Genomic DNA, 17,489 nt, shown 5'->3' with positions numbered 1-17,489 from the left:
CTGACGAATCATGAGCCGGGTCGATTTCTACGTGCTGTCGCAGGAAGGCCCCGATGCGCGGTTGCGCATCGCGTGCCGGCTGGTCGAGAAGGCGTTCGACCAGAACATCCGTGTCTATGTTCAGACCGGCTCGCTCGCTGACGCCCAGCGACTCGACGACATGCTGTGGACGTTCAACGAGCGCAGCTTCATTCCGCATGAAGTCCTGCACGGCGACGCAGCCACGCACGAGCGCGTGGCTGTATTGCTCGGCGATGCGCCGCCGCCCTCCACTCACCGGCAACTGCTGATCAATCTCACCAATGCGCTGCCGACCGAAGTCGAGAGCTTCGAACGGATCGCGGAAATCGTCGATGTCGATCCGGAGAACAAGCGGCTGTCGAGAGAACGGTACAAGGCTTATCGGGAGCGCGGGTGCGAGCTGGAGTCGCACAACCTCTAGTCACTGAATTCGCCACAGCGCGCCGACCTCACCTGCTCGCGGCCCACCCCGCGTGATCGATCGCCACTCCGCTCGCGCCTCGCGTGAGCGCATCACGGAATTGCCGCGGCAAAGCCTGCTTCTGCAGTGTGTGCGTGTCGACATGGACATAGACCGTCTCGGCGGTGGCGATGACCCTTTCCTCTCCCGCGATCCGGAACTCGGTCGCGAGCGTGAACGACGTATTCCCGAGATGCTTCGCCGCGACTGAGACTTCGAGGACCTGGTCATAGCGCGCGGGCGCTTTCCACTCGATCGTCTGCTTGACGAGCTGGTAGTCCAGTTCAGCCGTCTGTATTTCGTGCTCATAACCAAGAGCACGCAGCAGTTCCGCCGTCGCCAGATCCACGTAGTCGGCATAGCGTGCATTGAAGACGACTTTCTGCGCGTCGCACTCGCCGTAACGTACACGCAGAAAGTAGCGAAACCGTTCCTCGGACACGACTCACCTGATCCAGTAATAAACAGCCAACGCGAAGCCGACGCTCACGACGATCCAGCGCAGCGTGTCGGGCTTCATGCTCCCCGCCAACCGGCCGCCGGCTGCGCCGCCGATGAGCGCGCCGACGGCCATTGCCGCGGCGACGATCCAGATTACTTTCCCGGAGAACAGGAAGAACACCGCAGCGGCGATGTTCACGCAGAAAGCGATTGCCTGCTTCAGTGCGTTCAGTCGCGTCAGCGAATCGTCGAGCATCGAGCCCAGCACCGCCAGCACGATGACACTCATCCCCGCTGTGAAGAAGCCGCCGTAGATTCCCGCGAGCAGGACCGGAATGGCAACGATGAGCGGATCGCGCTTCGCGTGCCCGGGATCGGCAAGCCGCTTCACGACCGCATCGCGGACCTTGTTCTGCAGCGCCAGCAGCAGCGACGCTGCGAACAGCATGTAGGGCACCAGCGACTGGAAGGTTCGCTCGTGCGTGTGCAGCAGGATCACTCCGCCCGCGAGCCCTCCGATGATGGCTGCCGGGACACAGATCCAGAGTCGCCGGCGCTGCCCCCGCAGATTCTTCCACTGAGCGAGCGTCGCACCGAAATAGCCCGGCGAAAGCGCCACGGCATTGGTCACGTTCGCCATGACCGGCGGAACCCCCATGGCCAGCAGGGCGGGAAAACTGATCAGCGTTCCGCCGCCCGCGAGCGCATTGATAGCGCCCGCCCCCGCGGCTGCAAGCGCGGCCAGAAAGAGTTCGAGGGGTGTCATCGCCGGGAAGTATGAGGGGCAATACCGGGCCTGCCCACCGTCGTGCCCGGCAGACGGCCAGTCGCCCGCCCTCGTCCGCTATAATCGCCGCCCCTTTTCGCGTCTCCCGCTCCCGATTCCCATGGAAAAGACTTACACCCCCCGCGATATCGAACAGCGCATCTACGAGCGGTGGGAGGAAAATGGCTGGTTCGCCCCCCGCGAGAGCGGCGGCACCGGCAAGTCGTACTGCATCATGATTCCGCCGCCCAACGTGACGGGCACGCTGCACATGGGGCACGCGTTCCAGCACACGCTCATGGACGCATTGACCCGCCTCCACCGCATGGAAGGCGACAAGACGCTCTGGCAGCCCGGCACCGATCACGCCGGCATTGCGACGCAGATGGTGGTCGAACGCCAGCTCAACGCGGAAGGCATCCATCGTCGCGACATTGGCCGCGACGCGTTCGTCGAACGCGTGTGGCAATGGAAGGCGCAGTCGGGTGACACGATCTCCCGCCAGGAACGACGCCTCGGCAATTCCGTCGACTGGTCGCGCGATCGCTTCACGATGGACGAGGGCCTCTCCGTCGCCGTCACCGAAGTCTTCGTGCGTCTGTATGAAGACGGCCTCATCTATCGCGGCAAACGGCTCGTGAACTGGGATCCGGTGCTGCACACCGCCCTTTCCGATCTCGAAGTGCTTGCTGAACAGGAACAGGGCAGCCTCTGGCATCTGCGCTATCCGCTGTCCGACGGTTCGGGTCATCTGGTGGTCGCAACGACCCGCCCGGAAACCATGCTCGGCGATACAGCCGTTGCCGTTCATCCGGAAGACGAGCGTTATCGCCACCTGATCGGCAAGAAGATCCACCTGCCTCTGACCGATCGACTGATCCCCGTCATTGGCGACGACTACGTCGACCCGGCCTTCGGCTCGGGCTGCGTCAAGATCACGCCGGGACACGACTTCAACGACTATGAGATCGGCAAGCGCCACAGCCTGCCGCTCATCAACGTCTTCGATGCCAATGCAGCGATGAACGACGAGGTGCCCGCGGAGTATCGCGGCCTGGACCGTTTCGAAGCCCGCAAGCAAATCGTCGCCGCGCTCGAAGCGCAGGGTCTCGTCGAGAAGATCGAGCCTCACTCGCTGCCGGTCCCGCGCGGCGACCGCAGCGGCGCCATTCTCGAGCCATGGCTCACCGATCAGTGGTACGTGCGGATCGCGCCTCTGGCCGAGCCCGCGATCAAGGCGGTCGAGGATGGCCGTATCAGGTTCGTGCCGGACAACTGGGCGAAAACGTACTTCCAGTGGATGCACAACATCCAGGACTGGTGCATCAGCCGCCAGCTGTGGTGGGGACACCAGATTCCGGCGTGGTACGACGACCAGGGCAACGTGTACGTCGCGCGCTCGGAAACCGATGCCCTCCAGCAGGCGCAGGGCAACCTCGGCCGCAACGACGTCAAGCTCACACGCGATGACGACGTGCTGGATACGTGGTTCTCCTCGGCACTGTGGCCGTTCTCGACGCTGGGCTGGCCCGACCAGACGGCGGCGCTGAAGACGTTCTATCCGACGACGGTTCTGGTGACGGGCTTCGACATCATCTTCTTCTGGGTCGCGCGCATGATCATGATGGGGATGAAGTTCGCGGGCGAAGTGCCTTTCAAGGAGATCTACATCACCGGCCTCATCCGCGATGAGAACGGCGACAAGATGTCGAAGTCGAAAGGCAACATCATCGATCCGCTCGATCTCATCGACGGCATCGATCTCGAGTCGCTGGTGACGAAGCGCACCACCGGGCTGATGCAGCCGCATCTGAAGGCCAAGATCGAGAAGGCGACGCGCAAGCAGTTCCCCGAAGGCATTCCCGCCTACGGCACGGACGCGCTGCGATTCACCTTCGCGTCGCTGGCGACGATGGGTCGCGACATCCGCTTCGACCTCGGCCGCATCGACGGCTACAAGAACTTCTGCAACAAGCTGTGGAATGCAGCGCGCTACGTTCTGATGAACACCGAAGGCCACGACAACGGCTTCGACAACCAGCCGGTGGAATACTCGGTCCCCGATCGCTGGATCCGCTCGCGACTCGGCTCGACGGTCGAAGAAGTGCGGCGCCTCTTCGGCGAGTACCGCTTCGACCTCGCCGCGCAGAAGCTCTACGAATTCGCGTGGTACGAGTACTGCGACTGGTACCTCGAGCTCTCGAAGCCGGCACTGCAATCGGAAGCGTCGACGGATGCCCAGAAGCGCGGCGCACGACGCACGCTGCTCGAAGTGCTGGAAGCGTATCTGCGCCTCCTGCACCCGCTCATGCCGTTCGTGACTGAAGAGATCTGGCAGTCCGGTGCCGGGCCGCGGGTTCGCGGGTTCGACGACGATAACCCGCGAACCCGCGACCCGGCACCGCAGACGATCATGCTGCAGCGCTATCCGCTCGACTCGGATTTCCCGATCGACCAGGAGGCCGAGGAAGCCATTTCGCCGATCAAGGCCATCATCCTCGGCGTGCGCCAGATCCGTGGACAACTCGACGTCGCGCGCTCGCGTCAGTTCCCTGTGTTCATCAAGGCCAGCTCGGCCGCTGACTGGAAACTGATCGAAGGCAGTGCCGCGCTGATCCGCTTCCTGGCGAACGTCACCGAGATCCAGCCGATTGCAGACGAGGCGGCGCTGCCGCCGACGGCCATGCAACTCATCGATGGCCAGACGATCCACGCGCCGCTGGCGAGCCTCATCGATGATCCGGACGCGGAGCTCGCGCGACTTGCCAAGCGCAAGGCGAAGATCGTGCAGGAGATCGCCAAGTCGGAGGCGAAGCTCAGCAACCAGAACTTCGTGGCGAACGCGCCTCCGGCCGTCGTCGAAGAGGAACGTGGCCGCATCGCCGACCGGCGCAGCGAGATCGCCCAGATCGAGGAACAGGAACGCCGGGTGCGGCGGCTGAAGGGCGAGAATACGTAAGGTGTGAAGTGCGGCGTGCAATCGGGCCCAAAGTCCGCTACACGTTACAGGTCACCCGCTAACGCGACGGCTGCTGCTCATGGAATCACCTGTTCCGACGCTCATCACCCAGGCCGATCCGGTCGAACTGATCGGCGCCACGATCCGGCAGCTGGGCAAGATCATCCTCGGAAAGGAACAGCAGCTGCGGCTGAGCATCTCCTGCCTCCTCGCCCGTGGACACTTGCTGATCGAGGACATTCCCGGTGTCGGCAAGACCACGCTGGCCCATGCCCTCGCGGAAACGCTGGGCCTGCACTACCAGAGAATCCAGTTCACCAGCGACCTGCTGCCCGCGGACATCATCGGCGTCTCGATCTTCGAGCGTGACTCGGGCGAATTCCGTTTCCACAAGGGGCCGATCTTTTCGCAGCTCGTGCTGGCGGACGAAGTCAATCGCGCGACGCCGAAGGCGCAGAGCGCGCTGCTCGAGGCCATGGAAGAACACCAGGTCACGGTCGACGGACAGACCTATCCGCTCGCCGCTCCGTTCTTCGTGATCGCGACCCAGAACCCGGTCTATCAGATCGGCACGTTCCCGCTGCCCGAATCGCAGCTCGACCGCTTCCTGCTGCGCATCGAGCTGGGTTATCCCGATTCCCTCCTCGAGCGCGAGTTGCTGACCGGGCAGGATCGCAGGGATCTTCTCGCCACGATTCCACCGATGCTGACGCCACAGCAATTGCTGCTCATGCAGACGATGGTGCCGCGCGTACACGCGTCGGATGCGTTGCTCGACTACGTCCAGGCGATCATTCGCTATACCCGTGAATCCCGGCATTTCGAGTCCGGCCTTTCGCCGCGCGCAGGGATTGCGATGCTGCGGGCAGCACAGGCGTGGGCGCTCATTCATGGCCACGCAGGGGTTCTCCCCGAAGACGTGCAGGCAGTGCTTCCCGGCGTCGTGGGTCATCGCCTCAAGCCGCGTGACGATTCCTCAGTGAAGTCCGCGGCCGAGGTCGGCGAACTGGTGCTCAAGGCGGTCGCGGTCCCCTGACCCACCCGGAGCCCTGAAGCCGTGCTGCGTTCGCTCATTGCACGCCTGCGACGAAGAACCCGAGCCTGGGCCCGCAAACGTCACGGCATCGACGCCGACCCCACGGTCCTGTCCGGGCGCCGCATCTACATCCTTCCGACCGGCCTCGGTGTCGTCTTTGGCCTGATGATCTTCGCGATGTTCCTCGGCGCGATGAACTACGGGAACAATCTCGCGCTCGGGCTCGGCTTCATGCTGGGATCGCTGGGCCTCACGGCGATGCACTACTGCCATCGCAACATCGCATCGATCCGCGTTGCATCAGGCGCGTCGGATCCTGTGTTCGCTGGCGAGGAAGCACGTTTCCGGGTGGCGCTGGAGAACGATGCGCCGCTTGCGCGTCACGAGGTGACGATCGGGAATGACTTCGGCGTGGCCGATCCGGTGCGCATCGAACCCGGCAGCCGGAGCGTGCTGACGCTGCAGTTGCCCGCTGGCCGGCGCGGCTATCTCAAGCTGGATCACTTCGAGATCTCTACGCGCCACCCGTTGGGCCTCTTCCGCGCGTGGGCGCATCTGCACATGGACATGACGTGCGTGGTTTATCCCCGGCCAGCGGCGCGCGGCCTGGCGCCGCCTCCGGTCGAAACGGACATCGGCGGCACGCACGAATCAGCACGTGGTGACGAAGACTTCGCTGGACTGCGAAGCTTCCACTCGGGTGATTCGCCAAGACGCATCGCATGGAAAGCATTCGCGCGCGGCCAGGGATTGCACGTGAAGGTTTACGCGGGCACCGCTGTCGCTTCGCACACATTCGATTGGGAGAGCCTGCCGGGTCTCGGCACGGAAGCCCGCCTCGCGCAACTCTGTCGCTGGATCGAGGATGCGCACGCCGAAGGCCGCGCATTTGGACTCAAGCTGCCCGGTGTGGATATCCGGACGAACATCGGGGCTGCGCATCGCCAGCGCTGCCTCACCGCGCTGGCGCTCTACGGCCTCGAGGAAACGCAGTCATGATGGCTGCGCTGTCACGGCTGCCTCGATTCGGTCAGCAGCTGCTGTGGGCCATCAGCGGACTGCTGCTCGCTCTGACTCCGCACGTCGCCGATCTCCACATCTGGATCGTCCTGCTGGTCCTGGTTGCAGTCGTGGTGCGCATGACGATCGAAGTCCGGCAGTGGCGACTGCCGCCGAAACTCGTCCGCATTGCCATTGCCGTCGCGGCCATGCTGGGCGTGCTCGTGAGCTATCGCACGCTCAACGGACTCGAAGCGGGCACCGCGCTGCTGGCGTTGATGGGCGCAATGAAGCTCTTCGAGACTCAGAATCGCCGCGACCTGACAGTCCTCGTATTCGTCGCCTACATGCTGGTGTTCGCAGGCTTCCTCTACAACCAGTCGCTGCTGCGTCTTCCGTGGATGCTCGTCACCGCATGGGTGCTGACAGCCACTCTGATGCGACTCCATCAGACAGCGCCGATGAGCATGCGCGAAGCGCTGGGCCTGACCGGCAAGATGGTGCTGCAGGCCCTGCCGCTGGCCGTTCTGCTGTTCCTCTTCTTTCCGAGATTGCCGGGACAGTTCTGGTCGGTTCCTCCCCGGGGCGCGGCCACTACAGGCATCGACGATGAGATGTCGCCGGGCGACATCTCGGAACTGAGCCAGTCCTCGGCGATCGCCTTTCGGGTGCGGTTCGAAGGTGAAATGCCCCCTCCGAACGAGCGCTACTGGCGCGGCCCCGTCCTGCATCAGTTCGATGGTCGCACCTGGCGCAGGCTGCAGCAGTTCCTGCCCCGCCAGCCGCTCATCCCAAGTGGCCCCACCTACCGGTACGACATCAGCATCGAGCCGAACAATCAGTCATGGGTATTCGGCCTGGATGCGGTCACCGCATGGTCCGATCGGCGCGTGAGCCAGAGATTCGACAGCGAGCTCGTAACGTCGCACAGGATTTCAACGCTGCGAACGTTCTCGCTGGAATCGCGCACGCAGTATCGATCCGACGGGCCGCTCGCCACCACGGCACGAACCGTGGAGACGCGGCTCTCTCAACACAATCCACGGTCGAAAGCACTCGCGCAGGAGATCTACGCCCGCACGGGAAACACCCGGGGTTTCATCGACGCCGTCCTCCGGAAATTCCGTGACGAGCAGTACTACTACACGCTGGAACCGCCGCGCCTGGAAACAGACTCGGTCGACGACTTCCTGTTCAACACGCGGCAGGGATTCTGCGAGCACTTCGCTTCGGCCTTCACGACGCTGGCACGAGCCGCGGGCATTCCGGCCCGTGTCGTGGCGGGATATCAGGGCGGTGAGTTCAATCCGATGGGCGGCTATCTCATCGTTCGCCAGTCGGACGCGCATGCCTGGTCGGAAGTCTGGATCGACGGCGAGGGCTGGGTGCGCGTCGACCCGACAGCGGCTGTCGCACCGGAACGCGTCCAACGCGGCATGGCCGCTGCGCTCGGTGAAAACGAGCCGGTCCCGGACAGGCTGCTGAACGAGTTCGACGCGCTGGTGAAGCTGCGCCTCGCGTGGGATGCCGCGAACACGTTCTGGAACGATCAGATCGTCGAGTTCGGCGAACAGCAGCAGCGCTCCCTGCTCGACGACCTGGGTTTCGAGAACGCGGATTGGGAAGCCCTGGGAACGGCGCTCGTGATTTCGCTGATCGGATTCTTCGCCGTATTGACGTCGTGGCTGGCATGGCAATACCGCTCGCGGCAGCGCGATCCGGTCGCGCAGGCTTACGACCAGCTTTGCCGCAGGCTGGCGGGTCGACAACTCCCGCGCGCTGCCTACGAAGGACCGAACGACTATCTGGCTCGCGTCACTGCGGCAAGGCCCGATCTGCGGGATGGCCTCGCTGAGATCCGCGCGCTCTACCTGAGCCTGCGTTACGGTCCGACACCCCTCGACTCCCAGCTCAGCCGTCTTAAATTTCTGGTGAGCCAGTTGAAAGTCTGACCTCAGGGCAACATAGACCCAGGATGCCCGCCCTACTTCTAGCCATCGCCATCGCGGCCGGCGCACTGTTCTGGTTTCTCGCCGTACCGTGGCTGAAGAGCCGCCGGCGCGTGGCGCAGAGCCGCCAGCCGTTCCCACCCCTATGGCGCGATTGGCTTCTGGCAAGCGTCCCGGTTTATCACCGCCTCCCAGCCGACGTTCGCGAGCGGCTGCATGGCCTGATCTACGTATTCGTCAAAGAGAAATCGTTCGTCGGCTGCAACGGACTCGAAGTGACCGACCGGATGCGCGTCATCATCGCGGCGAACGCATGCCTGCTGGTCATCAACCGCCCTGGCGTACCGCGCAATCATCTCTACGACGATCTGCTCTCGATCCTCGTGTATCCCACGCCCTTCATCGTGCCTGAAACGTTCAGGGATCCCGCCGGTCTCGTCTCCGAAGGTCATCGCGTGCTGTCGGGCCAGGCATGGGATTCGCGACGCATCATTCTGTCCTGGGAAGACATCGAGGAAGGCCCCGGCGCCGGCCACAACGTCGTCATGCACGAATTCGCGCATTACCTCGACATGGAAGATGAAACGATGGATGGTGCTCCCGGACTCGGCAGCCCCGAAGCGTTCCGCCAATGGTCGCAAGTCTTCTGGAGCGAATACGACGCGCTGCGCGCGAACCTCGGTGCCGGGCTGCCGACGCTGATCGATCCGTATGGAGCCACGGCGCCCGCGGAGTTCTTCGCGGTCGTGACTGAAGTGTTCTTTGGGCGATCAGCGGAACTCGAAGCGCAACATCCGCGGCTGTATGAACAGCTGCGAAGGTATTACAGAGTGGATCCGGCGCGATGGCAGGAAAGCGCGACGTACGAGTCTTAGCCTCGGCTGCGTCACCCCGTCACGTTCCCCTGTTCCTCGCCGCGACCACCAGCATCGCCGCGCCACCGATAAACAACACCACGATCGACAGGATTGCCGAGCGCGAGTCTCCCGTCAGCAGCGCCGTGGCGCCCATCAGGAACGGTCCAAGCACAGCGGCGAACTTGCTCATCATGTTGTAGAAGCCGAAGAACTCGCCTGAACGCTCGGCGGGAATGATCGAGCCGTAATACGAGCGGCTGAGTGCCTGGATACCGCCCTGCACGCAGCCCGTGGCGGCTGCCATGATGAAGAACTCCGTCGCTGTGTTGAGCACGGTCGCATAGACCGTGACACCAGCATAGACCGCGATACAGATGAAGATGCCGACGATGGCGCTGATGCGCTGACCGATCCAGCCGAACAGCAGCGCAGCGGGGAAACCGATGAACTGCACCATCAGGATGGCCATGACGAGACTGCTGGACGGCAGGCCGATCGCAAGCCCGTAGTCGACAGCCATCTTCTGGATCGTGTTCACGCCATCGATGTACATCCAGTACGAGAGCAGGAAGAACACCACTCCGCGATAGCGACGCACTTCACGCACGGTCTTCGCAAGCTCGGCGAGGCTCTCGCGCAACGCCGGGCCCTTCCTGACGCTTGGGGCACTGCGCTCGTGCACGTTCATGAAGATCGGAATGGCGAACAATGCCCACCAGACGGCCACGGTCACGAACGATGCCTTCACGGCCTCGGTCGCGTTGGCGAGCCCGAAGAACTCCGGCTTCTGCGTCATCCAGATATTGATGGCGAGCAGGACGCCGCCACCCAGATAGCCGATCGAGTAGCCGAAACCGGAAACGGTATCGAGCTTGTCTCGCGGCGCGACGTCGATCAGCAGCGAATCGTAGAAGATGATGCCGCCCCAGAATCCGATCGAGCCCAGCGCGAACAGGATCGCTGCGAGCTGCCACTCGCCCTGATGCACGAAGGCGAGACCCGCCGTCGTGACGACGCCGAGCAGCGTGAACCCGAACAGGAATTTGAGGCGCGCGCCGCCCCGGTCACCGATCGTTCCCAGCAACGGCGCCAGCACGGCCAGCACGAAACTCGCGCCGCCGTTGGCAAACGCGAGCCACGCTGTGCTCTCGGTCGCCGAGACGTCCGCGCTCCAGTACTGTTTGAAGAAGACCGGGAAGAACACGACCATCACGGTCGTTGCAAACGCCGAGTTGCCCCAGTCGAAGAGCGCCCAGGAAACCGTCTGCTTGTTCCACACCGCTGATGCCATTTTCTTCTCCGTGGATGCGAACAGGAACGGGAGTTTCACACGGAGTTCACGGAGAGCACGGAGAGCACGGAGGCCGGATCAGAAACGTTAAAAAAATTCTTCTCCGTGTTCTCCGTGAACTCCGTGTGAAACTCCTCTTGCGACGACTAAGCCGCCGCCGCCAGATGCTCGCGCGTCTCCCTGAACGTGATGCCCGGCCAGCGCTCGAGCGTCAGCTGCAGGTTGACGCGTGTCGGCGCGAGATACACGAGCGCGCCGGAGTGATCGACCGCGAGGTTCTCGTAAGCCTTCGCACGGAATTCCTCGAGCTTCTTCGCATCGTTGCAATACACCCAGCGGGCGGTGAAGACATTCACGTTGTCGAATGTCGCCTGAACGCTGTACTCGTCCTGCAGACGGAACGCGACCACATCGAACTGCAGCTGTCCGACCGCGCCCAGGATGAGATCGTTGTTGCGCAACGGACGGAACACCTGTGTGGCTCCCTCCTCGCACAACTGATCGAGTCCCTTCTGCAGCGCCTTCATTCGCAGCGGATCGCGCAGCACGACTCGCCGGAACATTTCCGGGGCAAAATTCGGGATGCCGGTGAACATGATCGACTCGCCTTCGGTGAAGGTGTCGCCGATGTTGATGGTTCCGTGGTTGTGCAGACCGAGAATATCGCCGGCGAATGCTTCGTCCGTGTGCTGTCGGTCGGCGGCAAGGAACGTCAGCGCATCGCTGATGCGCATTTCCTTCCCGAGCCTCACATGGAACAGGCGCATGCCCTTCGTGTACTTGCCGGAGCAGACCCGCATGAATGCGATCCGGTCGCGGTGACCGGGATCCATGTTCGCCTGGATCTTGAAGACGAAACCGGAGAGCTTCTCTTCGGTCGCCGCGACTTCACGGGATGTCGTGGCGCGCGGCATCGGACCCGGCGCGGTGGCCACGAACATGGCAAGCAACTCGGTGACGCCGAAATTGTTGATCGCGGAACCGAACATGACCGGCGTCTGCCGGCCGGCGAGATACTCCTCACGCGAGAACTCCGGAGCCGCACCGCGCACGAGCTCGACCTCATCGCGAAATGCCTGCGCCTGGTCGCCCAGGAATTCGCCGGCTTCGTCGCTCTGCAATCCGTCGATCGTCGCGACAGTTCCGGCGCGGCCCTTCTCCGCCGCCTGGTAGATGTAGATCCGATCCTCGATCAGGTGATAGATGCCGCGCAGTGCGCGTCCCATGCCGATCGGCCACGTCACCGGAGCGCACGAGATCTTCAGGATCTTCTCGATCTCATCGAGCAGCTCCATCGGCTCGCGCCCTTCGCGGTCGAGCTTGTTGATGAAGGTCATGATCGGCGTGTCGCGCAGGCGGCAGACCTCCATGAGCTTGATCGTGCGATTCTCGACGCCCTTCGCGCAGTCGATGACCATCAACGCGGAGTCCACCGCCGTCAGCGTCCGGTAGGTGTCCTCGGAGAAGTCTTCGTGACCCGGCGTATCGAGCAGATTCACCATCCGTCCGTCGTACGGGAACTGCATCACCGACGATGTCACCGAGATACCGCGCTGCTGTTCGAGCGCCATCCAGTCCGACGTCGCGTGCCGGGCCGCCTTGCGCCCCTTCACCGTGCCGGCGAGCTGGATCGCGCCGCCGAACAACAGCAGTTTTTCCGTGAGCGTGGTCTTGCCGGCGTCCGGGTGGGAAATGATGGCGAACGTACGCCGACGGGAAATTTCGTCTTGAAGCGAAGGCATGGGGTACCGGGAGGGAGGATCGAGCGCGGATTGTACCCGGAAGAGAAGAGAGGATTCTCCACGGGGAGCACGGGGCACCACGGGGAAGAATGACGCCTGCCGGGAACGGGAGGATTCAGGTGGGATTATTTCTGTGCTTCCCCCGTGGCTCCCCGTGTACCCCGTGGAAAATCTTCCTCTTCGGCCCTGCTACGACGACGGGCTGACCGCACTCTTCGGCTCGAGGGCGAGCTTGTACACCAGGGCATCTTCTCGCCCACCGACGGCCTGGTAATAACCCTTGCGCACGCCGATCCGCTCAAAGCCCATCGACTCGTACAGGCGGATCGCGACGGTATTGGAGGGCCGGACTTCCAGAAAGATGTCCTGCATGTACTCATCACGCGCCCGATCCAGCAGGTAATCCATCAGGCGACGCCCGACGCCGAGCGTGCGAAGGTCCTTCCGGATGCAGACGTTGAGGATGTGGGCTTCGCCCGCGCCGAACGACATGATCCCGTAGCCACCGACTTCGCCGCGGAATTCGACGACGCGGCAGAGATAGCCGACCCGGACGCAATCCCGGAAAACGCCTTCGCTCCACGGAAACTGGTAGGACGCCTGCTCGACCGCGGCGACCAGACTGACGTCCGGAATCGTCATGGGACGGAAGCGGACGTCGCGCAGCCGGGTGGCGAGGTCGAGTTCGGCGCTCACGGTTCAGCGCTCACTGGGCCCGGCCTTTTTCCTGCGTGAGCTGTTCGAAGGTCTGCATCGCCAGCACGAGATCCGCCCACGATTTGCGCTTTTCGCCGGGGCTGCGCAGCAGGTAGGCCGGATGATACGTGACGATCATGGGACGCCCGGACGCCAGGTGGTGAAGCCTGCCGCGCAGTTTACCTATCGGCGAATCCGTTTCGAGCAGGGTTTGTGCGGCTATGCGCCCGACGCACAGCAGGAGCGTCGGGTTGACCAGCTCGATCTGCCGCATCAGGTAGGAGATGCACGCCCGGGCCTCGTCGGGGCGCGGATCGCGGTTGCCCGGCGGCCGTGACTTGAGAATGTTCGCTATGAACACATCCTCGCGGGCCAGTCCGATCGCCCGGAGCATGGAATTCAACAGCTGCCCCGCCTTGCCCACGAACGGCTCGCCCTGCCGGTCCTCGTCCGCCCCCGGAGCTTCGCCGATGACCATCCAGCGTGCGCTGCGATTGCCGACACCAAAAACCGCCTGGGTTCGCGTGGTGTGCAATGGGCAGCGAGTGCAGCTGCGCACTGTCTCGGTCAACGCATCCCAGTCCATTGCAGCCACAGCCGCATCGGGAGTCGAGAAGATGCTGTCGGCCGCCGGTTTGCGAGGCGGCTCCTCAATGACGGGCTGCGACACTGTCGCGGGTGGCACGACCGCGCTGACAGCCGGCCGCACGGGGCTGGGCTGCTGCTGCTTCTCGACGACAGCGGCCGCCTGGCGGGTCGCGATCAGCTCACGCCGTTGCCAGACGTCGATGTCGAGCGCTTGCAGATAGTGGAGACGTCGGGAATCCATGCGCTACGCGTTCTCGACCGGTCGCTTTTTCTTCGTCATCTTGACCCACAGCCAGACCCCCGGCCCGGACAGCGCGTACGTGCCGAACGCGACGAACAACGACAGCGGCGCCAGCGAAACCAGCACGTAAATCAGCGGAATGACGAGCATGTACATCCACGGGATGCGGCCGCGCACGTTCAGTTCCTTGCCGCTCCAGTAGGCGAATTTGCTGACCATCAGCGCGCCCGCGATGATCGAAACCGTGAACGCGAGAACGAGCCGCGGCAGGCCGGTGACCTCGATTTCGCTCACCAGCCAGATGAAGCCAGCGACTGTTGCCGCGGCGGAAGGACTGGGCAGCCCCTCGAAATAACGCTTGTCGGCGACAGCAGCGCGCGAATTGAAACGTGCGAGGCGCAATCCCGCGGCAACGGCATAGAAGAATGCGGCGAGCCATCCGAAGCGCGTCCAGAACTGCCCGTAATCCGCGATGCGCTCGATCCCCCACTGGTAGACGAAGATCGCGGGCGCGAGCCCGAACGCGACCATGTCGCAGAGGCTGTCGTACTCCTTTCCGAAGTCGCTCTGCGTCTTGGTCCATCGCGCGACGCGGCCATCGAGTCCGTCGAAGACCATCGCGATGAATACGGCAGTGGCCGCGCGCCCGAAATTGCCGTCGATCGCGGCCACGATGGCGTAGAAGCCCCCGAACAACGTACCCGTCGTCAGCAGATTGGGGAGCCAGTACACGCCCCGTCCGGGCCGGGCTTCCTGCGCGTTGTCCTGCTGCATTTCCGATTCCGAGTCGGCACTCATGCGATCTTCTTTCCGGCGGCGGTGTTCAATGGGGAAATGCCCGGTTGCGGCGGCGGTTCCTCACCTGACCCGAGCCGCAGGCCCAACCTGATCCTCGGTCGCTGGCCGGGGGCGGCAGTATATCGACGTTTTTCGCCATGATAGGGTGCGCACCGCGGACCCGACAACACGGAACAACCGCGGCGCTGTGACACAGGTCGCTGCAACGCCGGTGCCGCGATATCACGATGCCGCCAGGTACGGATTTCCCTCGTCATGCACGCGTTGCGCACGATTCTGCTGCTCGTTCTGTGTTCGCTCGCCGGCGCGGCCCTCGCCGATCGCCAGCAGGATCCCGAGCTCGGCAAGCTGCTGCAGCAGGCGCTGAAGGCCGAGCAGTGCTTCGAGGACAAATTCGATCAGCAGGTCTGGCTCGCCGCCATGGAGCCGCAACTCAAGCGCATCCTCAAGGATCCCGCGGAACGCGCGGAAATCCTCTATCACGTTCACTGCGAATCGAAGCGACTGAACCTGCCACCGGGCCTGGTGATGTCGGTGATCGATGTCGAAAGCCGGTTCGACCGCTGGGCCGTCTCGCATGCGGGGGCCGTCGGACTGATGCAGATCATGCCGTTCTGGCCGCGACAGCTCGGGATGACGAACGAGCAACTCGTGCGCATCCCGCAGAACATTCGCATGGGTTGCACGATCCTGAAGTTCTACCTCGATCGCGAAAAGGGCGACTACGCCCGGGCATTGGCGAGATACAACGGGAGCCTCGGAAGGCGGACGTACTCCGATCTGGTGCTGACGAGGCTGGCGAATCGGTGGCAGTACAACTGAAGAAGCTGGTAGCCGGCCAGCCGCGAGCCACTAGCCTGAAACGAGCGCGCGCCCCCTATCTCGTCGCGAAGCCCGCGGGGAGCTTTCCGAGTTCATCAAGCGCGATGTCCGACACGTCGACGTTTGTGACGTGGGCGGCGGGCGGACCGATAGCGAGCCAATCGACGAGCGATTGAACGGCGGCGGGATCACCGACCGCCAGGACCTCCACCCGTCCATCCGGCAGATTGCAGGCGTAGCCGCTCAGGCCCAGTTCGATGGCGCGCTGGCGGGTCGATGCGCGATAGAAGACGCCCTGGACCCTGCCCGAGACGAAGCAGCGGCGTGCGATCACGGAAGCCATTGTGGGAGCGGGTGAGATCCGGTCAGCCGGACTCTTTGCGGGTCGTGGGCTGGACGGCGCTCAGCGCTTCGGTGGCCCTGCCCTTGGCAGCGACGGCGCTGCGGCGGGCGCCCTTGTAGTCGCCCTTCTGCAGACTCGATTCGGCCTGTTCCAGCAGGGACTGCGCTTCGTTCAGCTTCTGCGGAGCAACTTCAGCGGCACCGGCGTCCCGTGCGGCCTTGATGGCTTGTCGCGCATTGCTCATCTCCTGGGCCGGTGCGCCCGCGCAGCCGCAGACCCCGACACACAAGAGGGTCAGCAGCAACGTACGCAACGATGCGGACAATGAGAGGTAAGCCATGAGGAGCGCTGGAATTTTCGATCGAACCTAACAACGCCAACCTACACCGTCAAGACAGCCGCGAATACAATGCTGTCGCGTTTATCGCCCGTGATGCGTTGCGCTCAACCCACACCGGTGGCGAGCGCGTCGCATCCATCGATTCAATTCACGGAGCATTTGCGGAGTTTCGTTGCGTGGCTGAAATACTGGTCGTGTTTTATTCGCGCAAAGGCAGCACTGCCGAACTCGCGCGACAGGTCTGCAGAGGCATCGAGTCCGTGAGCGGCGCGACCGCGCGGTTGCGCACCGTTCCGCCCGTCGTGACCGCCGTGGACCAGCCGCAGCCGGCGGTTCCTTCCGACGGGCCGCCCTACGCAACGCACGACGATCTGCGTGAATGCGCGGGGCTGATCCTCGGCAGCCCCACCCGTTTCGGCAACATGGCTGCGCCGCTCAAGCACTTCCTCGACGGCACGAGCGCTCTGTGGGCCGGCGGCACACTGTCCAACAAACCCGCGGGCGTGTTCACGTCGACGCAGACGATGCACGGCGGACAGGAGACGACGCTCGTCAGCATGATGCTGCCGCTGCTGCATCACGGGATGTACATTGTCGGATTGCCTTACACCGAGGCGGCACTGAATCACACGCGAACCGGCGGGTCGCCGTACGGCGCAAGCCACGTGGCCGGTGGCGAGACGCAGCCGCGCCTGTCGGATGACGAGAAGACGCTCGCTCAACTGCTCGGCCGGCGCGTGGCTGAAGTCGCAGTCAAACTGCGCGCCGCACCGTGACGCCTTCTTCGACGGCCGAATCGTTGCGAACCGCGACGATCGGCTTGCTCGCGGCACTCATCGCACTCGTGCTTGCGTGGAACCTGTGGGGCGAGATCGCAGTAGCGCGAGCCGCTGTTGCCTTGCTGCTCACCGTTCCGCTGTGGGCTCCGCTACCAGGAGTGATCCAGCGCAATCGCCGCACCTATGCGTGGGCAACGCTGTGCGTGATTCCGTACTTCGTGATGGGACTGACCGAAGCGATCGCGAACCCGCAGCGGCGTGCCTGGGCAGGAGCCTGCCTCGCGCTTGCATTGCTGCTCTTCGTTACGCTGATCGGCTATCTGCGAATGACACGCGCACCGAGCGAATGAACGTCAGTCGA

18 protein-coding genes are annotated in these 17,489 nt (G+C 63.6%); 9 read left to right on the top strand and 9 right to left on the bottom strand.

Annotated elements, in window-relative coordinates:
- Window positions 1–10 precede the first annotated feature (10 nt).
- Window positions 11–442: a DNA polymerase III subunit chi gene (locus HNQ60_RS01430; RefSeq protein ID WP_184329239.1), complete on the top strand. Its 432-nt coding sequence runs from the start codon at window positions 11–13 to the stop codon at window positions 440–442.
- 28 nt (window positions 443–470) lie between these two features.
- On the opposite strand, the gene HNQ60_RS01425 is transcribed toward HNQ60_RS01430, so the two are convergent.
- Both HNQ60_RS01425 and HNQ60_RS01420 read right to left on the bottom strand, forming a co-directional pair.
- Window positions 471–923, bottom strand: a complete 453-nt coding sequence (locus HNQ60_RS01425) for an acyl-CoA thioesterase (protein WP_184329238.1) — start codon at window positions 921–923, stop codon at window positions 471–473.
- Window positions 924–926: 3 nt separating this feature from the next.
- Window positions 927–1,688 (bottom strand): sulfite exporter TauE/SafE family protein, encoded by a 762-nt coding sequence (locus HNQ60_RS01420; RefSeq protein ID WP_184329237.1) that lies wholly within the window; start codon window positions 1,686–1,688, stop codon window positions 927–929.
- Window positions 1,689–1,809: 121 nt separating this feature from the next.
- Here HNQ60_RS01420 and HNQ60_RS01415 point away from each other — a divergent pair, with 121 nt between their 5' ends.
- From HNQ60_RS01415 to HNQ60_RS01395, 5 genes are all read left to right on the top strand, one after another.
- A complete protein-coding gene (locus HNQ60_RS01415) occupies window positions 1,810–4,647 on the top strand; it encodes a valine--tRNA ligase (RefSeq protein ID WP_184329236.1) in 2,838 nt (945 codons plus the stop codon).
- A 79-nt stretch (window positions 4,648–4,726) separates the two neighbouring features.
- Entirely contained in the window at window positions 4,727–5,683 is a 957-nt protein-coding gene (locus tag HNQ60_RS01410; RefSeq protein ID WP_184329235.1) for an AAA family ATPase, read from the top strand.
- A 21-nt stretch (window positions 5,684–5,704) separates the two neighbouring features.
- Window positions 5,705–6,682 carry a DUF58 domain-containing protein gene (locus tag HNQ60_RS01405; protein ID WP_184329234.1) on the top strand — a complete coding sequence of 326 codons (978 nt, stop codon included), beginning with the start codon at window positions 5,705–5,707 and terminating at the stop codon, window positions 6,680–6,682.
- Window positions 6,679–8,634 (top strand): transglutaminase TgpA family protein, encoded by a 1,956-nt coding sequence (locus HNQ60_RS01400; RefSeq protein ID WP_184329233.1) that lies wholly within the window; start codon window positions 6,679–6,681, stop codon window positions 8,632–8,634. The genes HNQ60_RS01405 and HNQ60_RS01400 overlap by 4 nt, the downstream gene beginning before the upstream one ends.
- A gap of 23 nt (window positions 8,635–8,657) precedes the next feature.
- Entirely contained in the window at window positions 8,658–9,506 is an 849-nt protein-coding gene (locus HNQ60_RS01395) for a M90 family metallopeptidase (RefSeq protein WP_184329232.1), read from the top strand.
- A 19-nt stretch (window positions 9,507–9,525) separates the two neighbouring features.
- Here the strand turns inward: HNQ60_RS01395 and HNQ60_RS01390 are convergent, their stop codons facing one another.
- The 5 genes from HNQ60_RS01390 to HNQ60_RS01370 all read right to left on the bottom strand — a co-directional run bounded on the left by HNQ60_RS01390 (window position 9,526) and on the right by HNQ60_RS01370 (window position 14,844).
- The gene (locus HNQ60_RS01390) at window positions 9,526–10,779 is read right to left on the bottom strand and encodes an MFS transporter (protein ID WP_184329231.1); all 1,254 of its coding nucleotides are present in this window, start codon (window positions 10,777–10,779) and stop codon (window positions 9,526–9,528) included.
- 146 nt (window positions 10,780–10,925) lie between these two features.
- A complete protein-coding gene (locus HNQ60_RS01385; protein WP_184329230.1) occupies window positions 10,926–12,521 on the bottom strand; it encodes a peptide chain release factor 3 in 1,596 nt (531 codons plus the stop codon).
- A gap of 189 nt (window positions 12,522–12,710) precedes the next feature.
- Window positions 12,711–13,217 carry a ribosomal protein S18-alanine N-acetyltransferase gene (rimI, locus tag HNQ60_RS01380; protein WP_221303961.1) on the bottom strand — a complete coding sequence of 169 codons (507 nt, stop codon included), beginning with the start codon at window positions 13,215–13,217 and terminating at the stop codon, window positions 12,711–12,713.
- Window positions 13,218–13,227: 10 nt separating this feature from the next.
- Window positions 13,228–14,046 (bottom strand): uracil-DNA glycosylase, encoded by an 819-nt coding sequence (locus tag HNQ60_RS01375; protein ID WP_184329229.1) that lies wholly within the window; start codon window positions 14,044–14,046, stop codon window positions 13,228–13,230.
- A 3-nt stretch (window positions 14,047–14,049) separates the two neighbouring features.
- Window positions 14,050–14,844 carry a CDP-alcohol phosphatidyltransferase family protein gene (locus HNQ60_RS01370; protein ID WP_221303960.1) on the bottom strand — a complete coding sequence of 265 codons (795 nt, stop codon included), beginning with the start codon at window positions 14,842–14,844 and terminating at the stop codon, window positions 14,050–14,052.
- A gap of 255 nt (window positions 14,845–15,099) precedes the next feature.
- On the opposite strand from HNQ60_RS01370, the gene HNQ60_RS01365 reads away from it, so the two are divergent.
- Window positions 15,100–15,666, top strand: coding sequence for a transglycosylase SLT domain-containing protein (locus HNQ60_RS01365; RefSeq protein ID WP_184329228.1), 567 nt, complete (start codon window positions 15,100–15,102; stop codon window positions 15,664–15,666).
- A gap of 55 nt (window positions 15,667–15,721) precedes the next feature.
- On the opposite strand, the gene HNQ60_RS01360 is transcribed toward HNQ60_RS01365, so the two are convergent.
- Both HNQ60_RS01360 and HNQ60_RS01355 read right to left on the bottom strand, forming a co-directional pair.
- The gene (locus HNQ60_RS01360) at window positions 15,722–16,009 is read right to left on the bottom strand and encodes an acylphosphatase (RefSeq protein ID WP_184329227.1); all 288 of its coding nucleotides are present in this window, start codon (window positions 16,007–16,009) and stop codon (window positions 15,722–15,724) included.
- Window positions 16,010–16,031: 22 nt separating this feature from the next.
- Entirely contained in the window at window positions 16,032–16,349 is a 318-nt protein-coding gene (locus tag HNQ60_RS01355) for a DUF4398 domain-containing protein (protein WP_184329226.1), read from the bottom strand.
- A gap of 176 nt (window positions 16,350–16,525) precedes the next feature.
- Here HNQ60_RS01355 and wrbA point away from each other — a divergent pair, with 176 nt between their 5' ends.
- Together wrbA and HNQ60_RS01345 are read left to right on the top strand one after the other, a co-directional pair.
- The gene (gene wrbA / locus HNQ60_RS01350; RefSeq protein WP_184329225.1) at window positions 16,526–17,125 is read left to right on the top strand and encodes an NAD(P)H:quinone oxidoreductase; all 600 of its coding nucleotides are present in this window, start codon (window positions 16,526–16,528) and stop codon (window positions 17,123–17,125) included.
- Window positions 17,122–17,478, top strand: a complete 357-nt coding sequence (locus HNQ60_RS01345) for a DUF2069 domain-containing protein (RefSeq protein WP_184329224.1) — start codon at window positions 17,122–17,124, stop codon at window positions 17,476–17,478. The genes wrbA and HNQ60_RS01345 overlap by 4 nt, the downstream gene beginning before the upstream one ends.
- Window positions 17,479–17,489: the final 11 nt, after the last annotated feature.

It is taken from the genome of Povalibacter uvarum (assembly GCF_014202975.1).
GTDB classification, from domain to species: domain Bacteria; phylum Pseudomonadota; class Gammaproteobacteria; order Steroidobacterales; family Steroidobacteraceae; genus Steroidobacter; species Steroidobacter uvarum.
The sequence above is the reverse complement of the archived record's forward strand: the minus strand, read 5'-3'. Positions and strand labels throughout refer to the sequence as shown.